The organism is Paraburkholderia rhizosphaerae (assembly GCF_004366595.1).
Lineage (GTDB): Bacteria > Pseudomonadota > Gammaproteobacteria > Burkholderiales > Burkholderiaceae > Paraburkholderia > Paraburkholderia rhizosphaerae.
This window is the reverse complement of the sequence record NZ_SORE01000004.1, coordinates 320305-335195: the sequence shown is the minus strand read 5'-3', so window position 1 is coordinate 335195 and position 14891 is coordinate 320305. Positions and strand designations below refer to the sequence as shown.

General features: G+C 63.5%; 13 protein-coding genes. 8 read left to right on the top strand and 5 right to left on the bottom strand.

Annotated elements, in window-relative coordinates; genetic code table 11:
• The first annotated feature begins 114 nt into the window (after window positions 1-114).
• From BX592_RS07375 to BX592_RS07345, 7 genes are all read left to right on the top strand, one after another.
• On the top strand, window positions 115-1041 hold the full coding sequence (locus BX592_RS07375; RefSeq protein ID WP_134191005.1) for a CysB family HTH-type transcriptional regulator: 927 nt from the start codon (window positions 115-117) through the stop codon (window positions 1039-1041).
• Between the two features lie 78 nt (window positions 1042-1119).
• Window positions 1120-2166 carry an asparaginase gene (locus BX592_RS07370; protein ID WP_134191004.1) on the top strand — a complete coding sequence of 349 codons (1047 nt, stop codon included), beginning with the start codon at window positions 1120-1122 and terminating at the stop codon, window positions 2164-2166.
• 117 nt (window positions 2167-2283) lie between these two features.
• On the top strand, window positions 2284-3600 hold the full coding sequence (locus BX592_RS07365) for an FAD-binding oxidoreductase (RefSeq protein WP_134191068.1): 1317 nt from the start codon (window positions 2284-2286) through the stop codon (window positions 3598-3600).
• Window positions 3597-4337, top strand: coding sequence for an SDR family oxidoreductase (locus BX592_RS07360; RefSeq protein ID WP_134191003.1), 741 nt, complete (start codon window positions 3597-3599; stop codon window positions 4335-4337). The genes BX592_RS07365 and BX592_RS07360 overlap by 4 nt, the downstream gene beginning before the upstream one ends.
• Complete coding sequence (locus BX592_RS07355; RefSeq protein ID WP_243849362.1) at window positions 4334-4762, top strand: GtrA family protein; 429 nt, start codon at window positions 4334-4336, stop codon at window positions 4760-4762. Before BX592_RS07360 ends, BX592_RS07355 begins: the two co-directional genes overlap by 4 nt.
• Window positions 4763-4958: 196 nt before the next feature.
• Window positions 4959-6380 (top strand): UbiA family prenyltransferase, encoded by a 1422-nt coding sequence (locus tag BX592_RS07350; protein WP_134191001.1) that lies wholly within the window; start codon window positions 4959-4961, stop codon window positions 6378-6380.
• A gap of 318 nt (window positions 6381-6698) precedes the next feature.
• The gene (locus BX592_RS07345) at window positions 6699-8303 is read left to right on the top strand and encodes a hypothetical protein (protein WP_134191000.1); all 1605 of its coding nucleotides are present in this window, start codon (window positions 6699-6701) and stop codon (window positions 8301-8303) included.
• Between the two features lie 284 nt (window positions 8304-8587).
• Here the strand turns inward: BX592_RS07345 and BX592_RS07335 are convergent, their stop codons facing one another.
• From BX592_RS07335 to gcl, 3 genes are all read right to left on the bottom strand, one after another.
• A complete protein-coding gene (locus tag BX592_RS07335) occupies window positions 8588-9496 on the bottom strand; it encodes a 2-hydroxy-3-oxopropionate reductase (protein ID WP_134190998.1) in 909 nt (302 codons plus the stop codon).
• A gap of 80 nt (window positions 9497-9576) precedes the next feature.
• Window positions 9577-10380, bottom strand: coding sequence for a hydroxypyruvate isomerase (gene hyi, locus BX592_RS07330; RefSeq protein WP_134190997.1), 804 nt, complete (start codon window positions 10378-10380; stop codon window positions 9577-9579).
• A gap of 159 nt (window positions 10381-10539) precedes the next feature.
• Window positions 10540-12324 carry a glyoxylate carboligase gene (gene gcl / locus BX592_RS07325; protein ID WP_134190996.1) on the bottom strand — a complete coding sequence of 595 codons (1785 nt, stop codon included), beginning with the start codon at window positions 12322-12324 and terminating at the stop codon, window positions 10540-10542.
• A gap of 205 nt (window positions 12325-12529) precedes the next feature.
• Between gcl and BX592_RS07320 the strand changes: the two genes are divergently transcribed.
• Complete coding sequence (locus BX592_RS07320; RefSeq protein ID WP_134190995.1) at window positions 12530-13441, top strand: LysR family transcriptional regulator; 912 nt, start codon at window positions 12530-12532, stop codon at window positions 13439-13441.
• A gap of 121 nt (window positions 13442-13562) precedes the next feature.
• Here the strand turns inward: BX592_RS07320 and BX592_RS07315 are convergent, their stop codons facing one another.
• Window positions 13563-13952, bottom strand: a complete 390-nt coding sequence (locus tag BX592_RS07315; RefSeq protein ID WP_134190994.1) for a cupredoxin domain-containing protein — start codon at window positions 13950-13952, stop codon at window positions 13563-13565.
• Between the two features lie 9 nt (window positions 13953-13961).
• On the bottom strand, window positions 13962-14858 hold the full coding sequence (locus BX592_RS07310) for a metallophosphoesterase family protein (RefSeq protein ID WP_134190993.1): 897 nt from the start codon (window positions 14856-14858) through the stop codon (window positions 13962-13964).
• Window positions 14859-14891 lie beyond the last annotated feature (33 nt).

The window sequence follows — 14891 nt, the reverse complement described above, 5'->3', positions numbered from 1 at the left end:
TCGGCGCCGTGCTAGCGAGCGAGCGCGCCGAAGAACGACATCAGGCTTGAAAATGCGATCAACCGATACCAATGCCACTTTGCGCGCTTTGTCGCGGCGAGACCGGAGACAACCATGAACTTCCAGCAGTTGCGCTTCGTGCGCGAGGCCGTGCGCCAGAACATGAACCTGACCGAGGTCGCGAATGTGCTGTACACGTCGCAATCCGGCGTATCGAAACAGATCAAGGACCTCGAAGACGAACTCGGCGTCGATATCTTTATTCGCCGCGGCAAGCGGCTCACCGGACTTACCGAGCCGGGCAAGGCGGTGCATCAGCTGATCGAACGGATGCTGCTCGACGCGGAGAACCTGCGCCGCGTCGCGCGCCAATACGCGGACCAGGACAACGGCCACCTTGTCGTCGCAACCACGCACACGCAGGCGCGCTACGCGCTGCCGAAAGTGATTCGCCAGTTCACCGACGTGTTTCCGAAAGTGCATCTGGCGCTGCGCCAGGGCAACCCGCAGCAGATCGCGCAGATGATTATCAATGGCGAAGCGGATATCGGCATTTCGACCGAGGCGCTCGACCGCTACCCGGATATCGTCACGTTTGCGTGCTATTCGTGGCATCACGTGGTCGTTGTGCCGAAGGATCATCCGCTGGTCGGCCGCAAGAATCTGACGCTCGAAGAGATCGCCGAGTATCCGATCGTCACGTATGAGCAGGACTTTACCGGCCGCTCACATGTCGACCAGGCATTCTCGAAGGTCGGCGCGATGCCCGACGTCGTATTGACCGCAATCGATGCGGACGTGATCAAGACGTACGTCGAACTCGGCATGGGCGTGGGCATCGTCGCGGCGATGGCATTCGATCCGAAGCGCGATAGCGAACTCGTCGCGCTCGATACGCAGCATCTGTTCGAAGCGAGCACGACGCGCGTCGGTTTGCGCAAAGGCGCGTTTCTGCGCGCGTACGCGTATCGTCTGATCGAGATGTTCGCGCCGCAACTGAGCGAGGCGGAAATCGCCGCGCAACTGCGCGAAGCGGCCTGAACGGCGAGCTACGCGACACGCCCGATGCATCCGTCGTGTTGCGCGGCGGCGCGTCGAGCATCGCTTACAATCGCCGCCATGAATACCTCTCCTTCCTCGTCGTCTTCTGCCATCCCTTTGAGCGCGCTGCCGCGCATCGCCGTGCTTGCGACCGGCGGCACGATCGCCGGCTCCGCGCAGGATGCGACCAGCACCGCCGGCTACCAGGCGGGTGTCGTTGGTGTCGGGCAACTGCTCGCGGCCGTGCCGGCGTTGTCGACGCTCGCGCACATCCAGGCGGAGCAGATCGCGAGCATCGACAGCAAGGACATGTCGTTCGCGCTGTGGGCGAAACTGGCGCTGCGGGTGAATGCACTGCTCGCCACCGGCGATATCGAAGGTGTCGTGATCACGCACGGCACCGATACGCTCGAAGAAACCGCGTACCTGCTGCACCTGACCGTCAAGAGCACGAAACCGGTCGTGCTGACCGCCGCGATGCGGCCGTCGAGCGCGCTGTCGGCCGACGGACCGCTGAACCTGCTCAATGCGGTCAGCGTCGCCGCGAATCGCGCGGCGCACGGGCAGGGCGTGCTGGTCGCGTTCAATAACCGGATTCATAGTGCGCGCGACGTCGTGAAGACCAGCACGTTCGCCGTCGATGCGTTTCAGTCGCCGGAAGTCGGCGCGCTGGGCTGGGTGCAGGATGGCCGCGTCGAGTTCCAGCGCGGCGTCGTGCGGCCGCACACGGTTGCCTGCGAATTCGCGATCGACGCCGCGTCCACCGGCGCGTGGCCCGCGGTCGAGATCGTCACGAGTTACGCGGGCGCCACCCGCGTGATCGTCGATGCGCTCGTACAGGCGGGCGTGCGCGGTATCGTCGTGGCCGGCACCGGCAATGGCTCGATTCACGCAGCGTTGCAACAGGGCCTGGCCGACGCGGTTGCGCGGGGTGTCGCGGTGGTGCGCGCATCGCGGGTCGGCTCGGGGCATGTGATGCACAACGGCGCGGCGTCGGACGATGCGCTCGGCTTTATTACCGCGAACTCGCTCAATCCTTACAAGGCACGCGTGCTGCTGATGCTGGCGCTTGCCGCCGGCGGCACAGGCCCAGCCGCGTTACAGCAGGCTTTCGATCTGTACTAGCCCGCGCCGGCCTGCGCGCACAAGACTTTCACCCGCCTTTGTGAGGCAACCCACGGTCACGCCAGCCCCACGTCGCTAACATCGCGCTCATCCGTACCAGTGCGGGAGCGAATGAGCGTGTCGAAGCTGCAATCGTGGGGACACTATCCTCACGCGCCCCAATCGAGTCATCCGCTAGCGTGGCGCGACGCGATCCAGACCGAACTGGAGCGCGTCAGCACCCGCTTCGGCACGACGCTCGCGTTCGGCAATGGCCGCAGCTATGGCGACAGTTGTCTCGCGGCGACCGACCATGTGCTGCATATGCGCGGCGTCGGCCGTTTCATCAGCGCGGACTGGACGGCCGGCATTCTGCGCGCCGAAGCGGGCGTCACGCTCGGCGACGTGCTCGCGCTGGCCGTGCCGCGCGGCTGGATGCTGCCGGTCACGCCCGGCACGCAGTTCGTCACGCTCGCCGGCGCGGTCGCGAACGATGTGCACGGCAAAAACCATCATCTGCGCGGCACGTTTGGCCGGCATGTCAGGCGCTTTTCGCTGCTGCGCTCCGACCGGTCGCCGAGCGAATGCGCGCCGGGCGAAAACGATGAACTGTTCCGCGCGACGATCGGCGGCCTCGGACTGACCGGCGTGATCGAGTGGGTCGAAATCCAGTTGATGCCGGTGCAATCGAGCCGCATTTCGACCACGTCGATCCGCTTCGACAATCTCGATGGCTTTTTCGCGCTGTCGAACGAACTCGATTCGCAGCACGAATATGCGGTCGCGTGGGTCGATTGTCTGGCGAGCGGCGCGTCGCTCGGGCGCGGCATCTATATGTGCGGCGATCACGCGACCGACGGCGACCTGTCGATGCCGGCCGCGCGCGTGCGCACCGTGCCTTTCGCGCTGCCGCTTTCGCTGATCAACCGCTATACGCTCAGACCGTTCAACGCGCTTTACTACCGCCGTCAACTGCATCGGACCGCGCACGCGGATGTCGATCTGCTGCGTTTCCTGTATCCGCTCGACAGCATCCTGCACTGGAACCGTATCTACGGACGACGCGGCTTTCAGCAACACCAATGTGTGATTCCCGAAAGCGCCGCGCGCGATGCGCTGCGAGCGATTCTTTCGGCGATCGCGCGCAGCGGCTCGGGCTCGTTTCTCGCGGTGCTCAAACGCTGCGGAACGCTCGAATCGCCAGGGTTGCTGTCGTTTCCGATGCCGGGCGTGTCGCTCGCGCTGGATTTCCCGCAGCATGCGCGCCGCAATGACGCGCTCTTTGCGCAACTCGACGCGATCGTCTGCGATGCGGGCGGGCGGCAGTATCCGGCAAAAGACGCGCATATGAGCGGCGCGTGCTTTCGTGCTGCGTATCCGGCGTGGCAACAACTCGAACGAAACCGCGACCCGGCGTTGATGTCGCGCTTCTGGCAACGGACCACACAGCTATGAAAAACGTTCTGATCATCGGCGGCTCGTCCGCGATCGCGGCCGCGTGCGCGCGGCGCTGGGCGCAGCAGGGCGCGAACCTGTTCCTGAGCGGACGTCACCCGCTGCGGCTCGAAGCGGTCGCGCAGGATCTGCGCGCGCGCGGCGCGGGCAACGTATTCACGCACGTGCTCGACATGAACGACCATTTGCAGCATCCGGCCATGCTCGAGGCGTGTCGCCGCGATCTCGGGCAGATCGACATCGTGCTGATCGCGCATGGGTCGCTGCCTGACCAGACGCAATGCGAGCGCGAAGTCGGCACTGCGCTGCACGAGCTATCGACCAACGCGATCTCGACGATCGCGTTGCTGACCTTGCTCGCCGGCGTGTTCGAAAGCCAGCGCAGCGGCACGCTTGCGGTGATCGCGTCGGTCGCGGGCGACCGTGGCCGCCCATCCAATTACGTCTACGGTGCCGCGAAAGCGGCGGTGGCGACCTTCTGCGAAGGGCTGCGCGCGCGGCTCTTCAAACACGGCGTGAACGTGCTGACGATCAAGCCCGGCTTTGTCGATACGCCGATGACCGCCGGTCTGTCTCTGCCGGGGCCGCTGGTGGCGTCACCGGATCGCGTCGCGGCCGACATCGTCCGCGCGATCGAACGCGGCAAGGATGCGCTGTATACCCCATGGTTCTGGAGCGCAATCATGCTGATCATCCGCTCGCTGCCGGGCTTCGTGTTCAAGCGGGTGTCGCTGTGAGCGGCCCGGCGGTGGCGGCGGCGCCGCTCGGGCGTTCGCAACTGGTCGTCTGGTACGCGGTGTTCGCGGGCTTGTCGATTGTCGCGAACCTCGCCAGCCAGAAGTTTTCGTTCTGGGTGTACAGCGGATGGCTCGCGGTGCCGCTGTCGGTTTGCGTCGGCACGGGTGTCGGCCTCGTCGTCAAGTACATGCTCGATAAGGTCTGGATATTCCGCTATCCGCATCGCAGCGTCGCGCACGGTCTGCAGACGTTCACGATGTACGTGGTGATGGGTGTCGGCACGACCGCACTGTTCTGGGCCGTCGAATTCAGTGCGGAAGCGATGTTCCATACCGAGCCGGCCCGTCTCGCGGGCGGCGCACTCGGACTCACGCTCGGCTATTTCGCGAAGTACCACCTCGATAAGCGATTCGTGTTCGCTTGAACCGGTGGTGCGGTGCCGTACAGAGCGGTGAATCGCGCGTCGATAGCATGATCAGGTCACGCAAGGCTGCGTATGCCGATTGTGCGTGAATGGCAGATTCCGCGGTTGCAGGCCTTCCGGATCGATGGGGTGTGGGACCCGGGCGATGAGGGGCACGCGGTGCATCGAAAAAAGCAGTCAGCCCGCGAGGTAGCACATGGCGAACACGACAATTCCGTTATGCGTCGATCTGGACGGCACGCTGACGCGCACGGACTTCCTGCTCGAAGGTCTGCTGGTGCTGATCAAGCAAAACCCCTGGGCGATTTTCCTGTGCATCGGCTGGATGCTGCATGGCAAGGCCTATCTGAAGGATCAGATCGCAAAGCGCGTGACTCTCGATGTCGGCGTACTCCCATACAACAACCAGCTGGTCGACTACCTGCGCGACGAGCATTCCACCGGACGGTCGTTATACCTGTGCACCGCGTCGAATCACCGTTTTGCGAGCCAGGTGGCCGAACACTTCGGCCTGTTCAAGGGCGTGCTGGCGAGCACGGCCGAACATAACCTGCTGGGACGCAACAAGGCCGACGCGCTGGTCGCGGAATTCGGCGACCACGGTTTCGATTACTGCGGCGATGCGCTTGCCGACGTGCCGGTGTGGCGGCGCGCGCGCCGGGCGATCGTGGTCGGCGACCGGCATATCGCCGCGGCGGCCCGCAAGGTGAATGAAGCGATCGTCTTTTTCGAAAGCAAGCGCCAGATTGTGCCGCTCGTGCTGAAAGAGATGCGCGTGCATCAGTGGGTCAAGAACGTGCTGATCTTTGTGCCGATGCTGACCGCGCACCGTTTCACCGATTGGCATGCGGTGCTCGCCGCGTGTATCGCATTCGCATCGTTCAGTCTGTGCGCGTCGTCGGTGTATCTGCTCAACGATATGCTTGACCTCGATGCGGATCGCCGCCACGAAAGAAAGCGTAACCGTCCATTCGCGTCGGGGAATCTGTCGCTGTCGTTCGGCATTGTGATGACCGTGCTGCTGCTCGCCTCGGGCGCGGCGCTCGCATTGCTGCTGCCGTGGCATTTCGGCGCGGTGCTGGCCGCGTATATGGCGGCAACCGTCGCGTATTCGTTCAGCCTGAAGCGGATGGCGTTGATCGACGTGTTTATGCTCGCGTGCCTGTACACGGTGCGCGTGATCGCCGGTGGTGCGGCCACCGACATCGTGCTGTCGTACTGGCTGATCCTTTTCTGCGTGCCGATCTTCCTGAGCCTCGCGATGGTGAAGCGCTACGTCGAGCTAGAAAGCATCCTGCGTCAAGGCAAGATGGAAGCGGCCGGGCGCGGCTATATCACGCAGGATATGTCGATTCTGCGCTCGTTCGGCACGTCGTCCGCGTATCTCGCGGTGCTGGTGCTGGCGCTCTATCTGAATTCGCCGGAAATGTCGGCGCTATACCGGCATCCTCAAATGCTGTGGGCTGTGTTCGCGCTGACACTGTACTGGGTCAGCCGGATCTGGTTGTTCGCGTTTCGCGGCCAGATGCATGACGACCCGATCGTGTTCACGTTCAAGGACCGCGTGAGCGGTGCGGTGATCGGCTTGTGTGCGATTAGCGTGATGCTGGCGATCTAGCAAGCAGGTCAGCAAGGGTTGACCGCGGCTGGACCGCGGTGACAATGCGGAGCGCACAGCGCCCGCCATAGCGACAGGGGGAGTCGCGGCGCCGGAGCAAAACCGGCGATGGCCGCGGCGATTCGATATCGCCCGTTCGAAACCTCGTTCGGCGGTGTATCCCCATGACTGGCAATCCGCCGCTTCTGCGGCTATATCGATCGATGCAACGGTCTTTTTAGCCGTAGCGCGACGCTTATAACGCGGTCAAAGGACAGGCAAATGCTGGCGGCTCAGATCTATCGATGGGTGACAGGGACATTACGCGGATTGCCTGTCATGCCGCCGCCATCCGCCGGAATGGAGCGTACTGGTTCGATGCAGGGGCAACCGGAACGGCAGCGCGCGACCACGCGCAACTGGATGTCGACGCGCGTTGCGTACTTTCTGGCGATGTTCGTTGTGCTATTGATGGGGACGCTGGCCGCCTGCGCGTTCGGTTTCATGACGGTCGATTCGTGGAATTATCTGTATCTCGCGCAATCGATTCTGCAGGGCAACGGCTGCACCGTCGACGGCGCGTATTTCGCGACCTTCCCGTGCGGCTACCCGCTTGCGATCGCGCTGACCGCGCCGTCGCACGAGATCGCGAGTCTGCTGCTGAGTAGCAAGGCAACCAACCTGATCCTCGCGCTCGGCGGGTTCCGCTTGCTGATGAAGACCTTCCGCAATGTGCTGGTCCCGGCGCTGATCATCGTCAACCCGCTGTCGATCGGGCTGTATCAGTTCACCTGGTCGGAGAATCTGTTTCTGTTCGCGTTCTGCGGCGCGGTGTACGCGATTTCGCGCATCCAACGAAGCGAAAAGCGCTACCGGAATGTCGCGCTACTGGCGATGTTTCTGATGATCGGCTGCTCGGCCCGTTACTTCTTTGCGCCGTTCGCCGCGTTTATCTTTATCGGCGCGTGGCTTGCCTATGGCCGATACACGGCACTGCGTGCTTTACCGGGTTTTGTCGCGTCAGCAGTCGTCTTCGTTGCCTATCAGCAATTCAATGTCCACATGACCGGCTTCGGAACCGGCATTGCACGCATTCCGGCGCCTGAAACGTTCGGATTCCTGACGCTCAAGTTCATTCTCCAGTTCGCGAAAGAGGGCGTCTGGTTTGGCGTGGCGGCCATCCTGTTCCTGTGGCTCGCGAGAAAACAATGGTCATGGTCACCGCAGCTGGGCAGCGCCGCGCGCGGCGATAACGACGCACGCGCATGCGGGTTGCTGATGGTATCGGGCGTCGGCTTCCTGCTGCTGGCGTTCTTTCTGCGCACGCAAACGCAGTACGACCTGTATTCGCCGCGTACCGTCAGCTACGGCCTGACGTTCGTTGCGGCCGCATCGATCGGTATGCTGACCCGCGTGAGGGCGCGTACGTATCCGGCTGTGCCGCTGGCACTCTATGGGATGTTTTCGCTGCTTGTCGCGCAAGACCTGTTGTTGCCGCTGATGTTGAAAGACGCACTGTCGGGCAACTATGTCTTTCCGTCGCAGGCGATAACCCGCTATCACAGCGAAGGCACGCATGCGGACGTCATCGTGACGTTGAAGTTGCCCGATGTGTCACCCACGGTGGACGGGTTTCACGACCTCTACTATCCGACGGGCAAGTCTATCGTCGAGATTTCGTCGGCGCCTTACGGTATTCCGGACACGGTGACCGATCTGAAGTCGCATATCGCGAGTCTGCACGCGAGGTCGTGCGTCGTCGACTTCACGCCGTTCCAGACACGCAAGGCGTTGCAGGACTATGTCGACCAGACGTACCCGGTCGAATTCAGCTTCACATCGCTGACCCAACTGCTCAATACGATTGAGCGGCCGGACTTCGATGCGTCGTTGAAGGACTATCTGTTGAGGATTTTTCAGCCGGGACGCTTTGCGCCGTGCTAATTGCGCGTGGCCTGTTATAACGCACACCGCGCACGGGCGGCGCGCATCGCGCGCGCTCGATGAAATCCGACAGGCGGACACCCGACGACGGCGTCTGACCGACCAAGGCTTCCCCGTCGACGCCGGGTGCCGCTGCGGACCCCACTAGCCGCCCTCAGCCCAGAGCGGCCTGATTGTCCGGTCCGACGCGTCGCGCGCGTCGAACCGGACGCCCCACAGGAGGGCCGCTGCGATGTTTCCGCGGCAGCCCGAGTTCTGCTTCGTTGAAGTTGACGGTTGCGTCGTCAGGCGGCCTTCGCGTCGCTGGTGGGCGCCTGCGCAACCTCGAAGTTCGCCATGATTTCGAGTGCACGGACCATTGCCGAGTGATCCCACGCCTTGCCGCCGTTCGCCGCGCACACACTGAACAGCTGCTGGGCGCTGGCGGTATGCGGCAGCGCGATGCCGAGCTTGCGCGCGCCGTCGAGTGCGAGGTTCAGGTCCTTCTGATGCAGTTCGATCCGGAAGCCCGGATTGAACGTGCGCTTCGTCATCCGTTCGCCATGCACTTCGAGAATGCGCGATGCGGCAAAGCCGCCCATCAGCGCGCGGCGCACGCGTTCCGGATCGGCGCCCGAGCGCGCGGCGAACAGCAACGCTTCAGCCACCGCTTCGATATTCAGTGCAACGATGATCTGGTTCGCGACCTTGCAGGTCTGGCCCGCGCCGTTGTCGCCAATCAGCGTGATGTTCTTGCCCATCAGATCGAACAGCGGCTTCGCGAGATCGAACGCCTTTTGCGGGCCACCGACCATGATCGTCAGCGTGGCGTCGCGTGCACCGACTTCGCCGCCGGACACCGGCGCGTCGAGATAATCGCAGCCGAGCTCGTTGATCTTCTTCGCGAAGGCCTGCGTTTCGAGCGGCGAGATCGAGCTCATGTCGATCACGAGTTTGCCTTTGGTAAGACCCGCGGCCACGCCGTCATCGGCAAACAGCACGTTGGCGACGTCGGGCGTATCCGGCACCATGACCACGACGATGTCCGCCGCTTGCGCGACGGCCGTCGAATTCTTAACGACAGTCGTCGTTTTGGTCAGATCGTCGGGCACCGGGTATGCGCCGTTCACGAACAGCGTGTGGCCGCCTTTCAGCAGGTTGCGCGCCATATGTGAGCCCATGATGCCGAGGCCGATGAAACCGATCTTTGCCATTTGCGTACTCTCCTGGAATTCGGTAATAAATTGAAGTGCCTGTTCTTTCGACATACGGGGCGCGCCGGGCGCCGCCGCGCTTATGCAGTTGCGTGCGCAACTGGTCGGGTCCTGGCGTCCTTAAGCCAGCCGAGACCTTCGGTTGTCGTCGTACGCGGCTTGTACTCGCAGCCGATATAGCCTGCATAGCCAAGCGAGTCGAGCAGATCGAACAGGAACGGATAGTTGATTTCGCCGGTGCCGGGTTCGTTGCGACCGGGGTTGTCGGCCAGCTGGATGTGCGCGATCGACGCGAAGTTCTTTTTGATGGTCGCCGCGAGTTCGCCTTCCATCCGCTGCATGTGATAGATGTCGTATTGCAGGAACAGATTGTCGGAGCCGACCGCGCGGATTACATCGAGCCCTTCGGCCGACCGATTCAGCGCGAAGCCCGGAATGTCGTATGAGTTGCACGGCTCGACCAGCAGCCGGATGCCTTCGCTTTTCAATGCGCCGGCGGCAAAGCGCAGGTTGTCGACGATCGTCGCGCGTGCTTTGTCCGCGTCGACTCCCGCGGTCGGAATGCCGACCAGGCAATTCAGTTGCGGCACCTTTAGCGCCTTCGCGTATTCGATCGCGCGACCGACGCCTTCCTGGAACTCGCCGACGCGATCCGGCAGGCACGCGATCCCGCGTTCACCGGCTTCCCAATTGCCGGCCGGCAGGTTGTGCAGCACCAGCGTCAGGCGGTTTTGCTGCAAACGCTCGGCCAGCTCGGCAGCCTGATACGGATAAGGAAACAGGAACTCGACAGCATCGAAACCCGCGTTCGCCGCAGCGGCAAAGCGCTCGAGGAACGGGACATCGTTGAATAGCATCGTCAGATTGGCAGCGAACTTTGGCATTGTTTCTCTCTGGTCGGTCAGATGAACAGCGTGCTGTCCGCGCGGTTTTCGCAAATCGCGCGGACAGGCCCTGCAAAAAACAGAAGCGACGGATAAGCGCGGCGCGGCGGCAGCCGGGCGGGCCGCGCCGTCTTCCGTGTCGATCGTGCGAGGTCGCGCTTAATCGAGCGCGCTAAGGGCGCTGATCGAAGTCGGCGCATCCTGGTGCGATGCCGCGAGCTCTTCGAACTCGTTGACCGCATCGATTTCGGTGCCCATCGAAATGTTGGTCACGCGTTCCAGAATCACTTCGACCACCACCGGCACGTTGAACTCGGAGAGCATCGACTGCGCCTTCTTCAGCGCCGGGGCGATTTCTTCCGGCTTGAACACGCGCAGCGCCTTGCAGCCGAGGCCTTCGGCGACCGCAACGTGATCGACGCCATACCCTTCGATTTCCGGCGCGTTGATGTTGTCGAATGCGAGCTGCACGCAGTAGTCCATGTCGAATGCGCGCTGCGCCTGGCGAATCAGACCCAGGTACGAGTTGTTCACCACCACGTGCACATACGGCAGCTTGAACTGCGCACCGGCGGCCAATTCCTCGATCATGAACTGGAAGTCATAGTCGCCGGACAGCGCGACGATCGGCCGTTGCGGGTCCGCGGCGCGTACGCCGAGCGCAGCCGGAATGGTCCAGCCGAGCGGGCCGGCCTGACCGCAATTGATCCAGTTGCGCGCCTTGAACACATGCAGGAACTGCGCGGCGGCGATCTGCGACAGGCCGATCGTGCTCACGTAGCAGGTATCGCGGCCGAACACCTTGTTCATCTCTTCGTACACGCGTTGCGGCTTGACCGGCACGTTGTCGAAGTGCGTCTTGCGCAGCATCGTGCGCTTGCGCTCCTGGCATTCTTCGACCCACGCGCCGCGGTTCTTCAGCTTGCCGGCCGCTTTCCATTCCTTCGCGACTTCGACGAACAGTTCGAGCGCGGCTTTCGCGTCGGACACGATGCCCAGATCCGGGCCGAACACGCGGCCGATCTGCGTCGGTTCGATATCGACGTGCACGAACTTGCGGCCCTTCGTGTACACCTCGATGCTGCCGGTGTGGCGGTTTGCCCAGCGGTTGCCGATGCCGAGCACGAAGTCCGATGCGAGCATCGTCGCGTTGCCGTAGCGGTGCGACGTTTGCAGGCCGACCATGCCGGCCATCAGCGGATGGTCGTCGGCAATCGCGCCCCACGACATCAGCGTCGGAATCACCGGCACGCCCAGCGTTTCGGCGAATTGCACGAGCAGGTCTTCGGCTGCGGCATTGATCACGCCGCCGCCCGATACGATCAGCGGCTTTTCCGCGTTGTTCAGCATCGTCAGCGCGGCTTCGATCTGTGCGCGGCTTGCTTTCGGCTTGTAGATCGGCAGCGGTTCGTAGGTCGCGATGTCGAATTCGATTTCAGCCAGTTGCACGTCGATCGGCAGGTCGATCAGCACCGGACCCGGGCGGCCCGAGCGCATCAGGTGGAACGCCTGCTGGAACACGCGCGGCACCAGTGCCGGCTCGCGCACCGTGACCGCCCACTTGGTGACCGGCTTCGCGATCGATTCGATGTCGACCGCCTGAAAGTCTTCCTTGTAGAGCCGGGCGCGCGGCGCCTGGCCGGTGATCGCGAGAATCGGAATCGAGTCGGCGGACGCGGAGTAAAGGCCGGTGATCATGTCGGTGCCGGCCGGGCCGGACGTGCCGATACACACGCCGATATTGCCGGGGGACGCGCGTGTGTAGCCTTCGGCCATATGCGATGCGCCTTCGACGTGGCGAGCGAGCACATGGCTGATGTTGCCCGCTTTGCGCATGGCCGAATAGAACGGATTGATCGCGGCGCCTGGCACACCGAACGCGGTGTCGATACCTTCCTTTTCGAGCACCAGAACGGCTGCGTCGACGGCTCTCATCTTGGCCATGAATGTCTCCTGGGGTGTGCTGCCAATGTGGGAAATGGGGCGTTCTTCGCACTGTAGGCCTGCACCAAAGGTTTGATAAGATCAGTCCGGGTCGTTTATTCCGATACAAAAAGTATCGAATCGGTTGGCGTGCGGTTGGCGTGCGGTTGGCGCGCGGTTGGCATGAAGTCACCTGCCCCAAGCCGATTTAGCGATGGAGACGAAGATGGATCGCTTCAAACAGATCGAAACGTTCGTGCGTGTCGCGGATGCCGGCAGCCTGGCTGCCGCGGCGCTCGAGGAGGGCGTGTCGCCGGTCATTCTCGGGCGGCGCATCGATGCGCTCGAAAAGCGGCTCGGCGTGAAGCTGATGTACCGGTCGACTCGGCGTCTGGTCGTCAGCGAGGAGGGCGCGTCGTTTCTCGAACGCTGCCGCGGGATGCTGGCCGAATGGGATCAGGCGGAAAACGAACTGAGCGCCGGGCACCGCGCGGTGAGCGGCCATCTGATCGTATCGGCGCCCGCCGCGTTCGGCCGCAAGCACGTGGCGCCGCTCGCGCCGGCCTTTGTCGCCGACAAGCCGGAATTGCAGGTGTCGTTCAATCTGACCGACCGCGTCGTCGACCTCGTGCGCGAAGGCTACGACCTGTCGATTCGAATCGGCGGCGCGGTCGATCCGAACTTCGTCGCGGTCAAGCTCGCGTCGAATTCGCGCGTCGTATGCGGCACGCCCGCGTATTTCAGAAAGCACGGCCGGCCGAAGACGCTCGAAGACCTGCCCGCGCACAACTGCCTCGCATTCAATCTGCAAGGCGGGCAGAACCGCGGCTGGTATTTCCGGCGCAACGGCAAGCTGGTGACGGTGCGCGTCGGCGGCACGCTCGATTGCAACGATGGCGAGCTTTTACACCGCTGGGTCTCCGAAGGGCTCGGGCTCGGCTGGCGTTCGACGTGGGAAGTGCAGCAGCAGATCGCGCGTGGCGAACTCGAAACCGTGCTCGACGACTACGCGCTGCCCGACTACGACATTCTTGCGGTGTATCCGCAGCAACGCTTCGTGCCGGCCAAGGTGCGATATTTCATCGATTATCTGAAGGTGGTGTACGCGCGGCCCGGATACTGGACGGGGGACTCGTAGCACGCGAATGACGCGCAAGAGCGCGACTGCCCGATGCCGCTCGCCCGCGGTGAGTGATCAGTGGACGGCCGTTGCACGCGGGGCGGCGCGCACACGTTCCCGCGCGCGCCGCCCCGCGCTTTCATCCGACGATCAACGTGCCGTTCATCGTCTCGTGTCCCGATCCGCAAAAGATGTCGCACAGGAATTCGACCGTGCCGGCGTCGCCCGCTTGCGCGGCCAGGCGCACCGGCGCGCCCGGCGGCACATCGACGCGCACGCCGTACTGCGGAATCGAAAAGCCCATCATGACGTCTTCCGACACCAGCTCGAACACCACGGATTCATGCGGCGCGAGCTTGATCTGATTCGGCGTGAACACGAAGCGCTTCGCGTGCACGCGAATCACACGCGGCTCGGCGGCGCGCGCCGGGATGCGCGACAGCGCCGCGAGCGCGGCAGCCGTGCCGGCGAAGCCCAGCCATCTGCGTCGCGCGGCGTTTTGCGGCAAGCGGTGGAGTGCGGTTGGCATCGCGCGTCCTCAGGAAATGTTGCGAATCGGCATTTCATTCAGCGCGAACGTGCGTGGCTGCGCGCTCACTTCGACCTGCCGCCAGCCCAGCCCGCGATACGGCGCGGCCGCATCCCACGTGACCGGCAGCCGCTTTTCCTGCGAGCCGGGCGCGGGCAGCGGGAACATCAACGAGCGCGCCGCGTGGTGCGCGATGTTGCCGGTCATCGTGTGATGTTCCTGGTGGATATGTCCGTAGAACACGGTCACGTTCTGTCGACGCGTCAGCACGTCGATCACCTGCGCGCCGTCGCGCGTCGCCCAGTCCCATTGCGGCGCCAGATCGAACAGCGGCCGGTGCGTGAAGACGACGATGCGCGCGTCCTTCGGCTGCTTGTCGATATCGGTGGCAAGCCATTCGATCTGCTCGGCGCCGACGCGGCCCGCCGGATCCGACACATTGTCGAGTGTGATGAAATGCACGCCCTTGTGATCGAACGTGTAGTGCGTCGGGCCGAAGTGCTCCTTGAACGCGGCGCCCGCGTCGAGACTCGCATCGTGTTCGCCGGGCATCAGGTAGAGCGGCTTCACGTTCAGCCCGCTGACGATCGACGCGAACTGTTTCATCCGCTCGCGGCGCAACTGCGGATCGTCGGTCGTATGCGTGAGGTCGCCAGTGAAGATCACGAAGTCCGGCATCTCCGGCAGCGCGTTGACCGCCGCGACTGCCTTGGGCAGCGTGCCTTTCGCATCCGGATTGACGGCCGGGCCTTCGAACCCCCAGTGCGCGTCCGACAGCTGCACGAAGTAAAACTCCTGATCGCGCCCATACGTGAAGCCGGGCAGCGCCGACGCGAACGCCGCGCCGCCGACCGCGGCCAGCTTCAGGAAATCGCGCCGTTTCAGATGACGAAGGGTGGATTGCATGGTCTCTCCTCGCAGGGTGGGGTCTGCCTGTCG

Bases quoted from the DNA above. Each gene is read 5' to 3' on its own strand.
- gcl (WP_134190996.1), bottom strand. From the start codon at position 12,324: ATGGCCAAGATGAGAGCCGTCGACGCAGCCGTTCTGGTGCTCGAAAAG.
- hyi (WP_134190997.1), bottom strand. From the start codon at position 10,380: ATGCCAAAGTTCGCTGCCAATCTGACGATGCTATTCAACGATGTCCCG.
- BX592_RS07350 (WP_134191001.1), top strand. From the start codon at position 4,959: ATGGCGAACACGACAATTCCGTTATGCGTCGATCTGGACGGCACGCTG.
- BX592_RS07310 (WP_134190993.1), bottom strand. From the start codon at position 14,858: ATGCAATCCACCCTTCGTCATCTGAAACGGCGCGATTTCCTGAAGCTG.
- BX592_RS07375 (WP_134191005.1), top strand. From the start codon at position 115: ATGAACTTCCAGCAGTTGCGCTTCGTGCGCGAGGCCGTGCGCCAGAAC.
- BX592_RS07370 (WP_134191004.1), top strand. From the start codon at position 1,120: ATGAATACCTCTCCTTCCTCGTCGTCTTCTGCCATCCCTTTGAGCGCG.
- BX592_RS07320 (WP_134190995.1), top strand. From the start codon at position 12,530: ATGGATCGCTTCAAACAGATCGAAACGTTCGTGCGTGTCGCGGATGCC.
- BX592_RS07345 (WP_134191000.1), top strand. From the start codon at position 6,699: ATGCCGCCGCCATCCGCCGGAATGGAGCGTACTGGTTCGATGCAGGGG.
- BX592_RS07315 (WP_134190994.1), bottom strand. From the start codon at position 13,952: ATGCCAACCGCACTCCACCGCTTGCCGCAAAACGCCGCGCGACGCAGA.
- BX592_RS07335 (WP_134190998.1), bottom strand. From the start codon at position 9,496: ATGGCAAAGATCGGTTTCATCGGCCTCGGCATCATGGGCTCACATATG.
- BX592_RS07360 (WP_134191003.1), top strand. From the start codon at position 3,597: ATGAAAAACGTTCTGATCATCGGCGGCTCGTCCGCGATCGCGGCCGCG.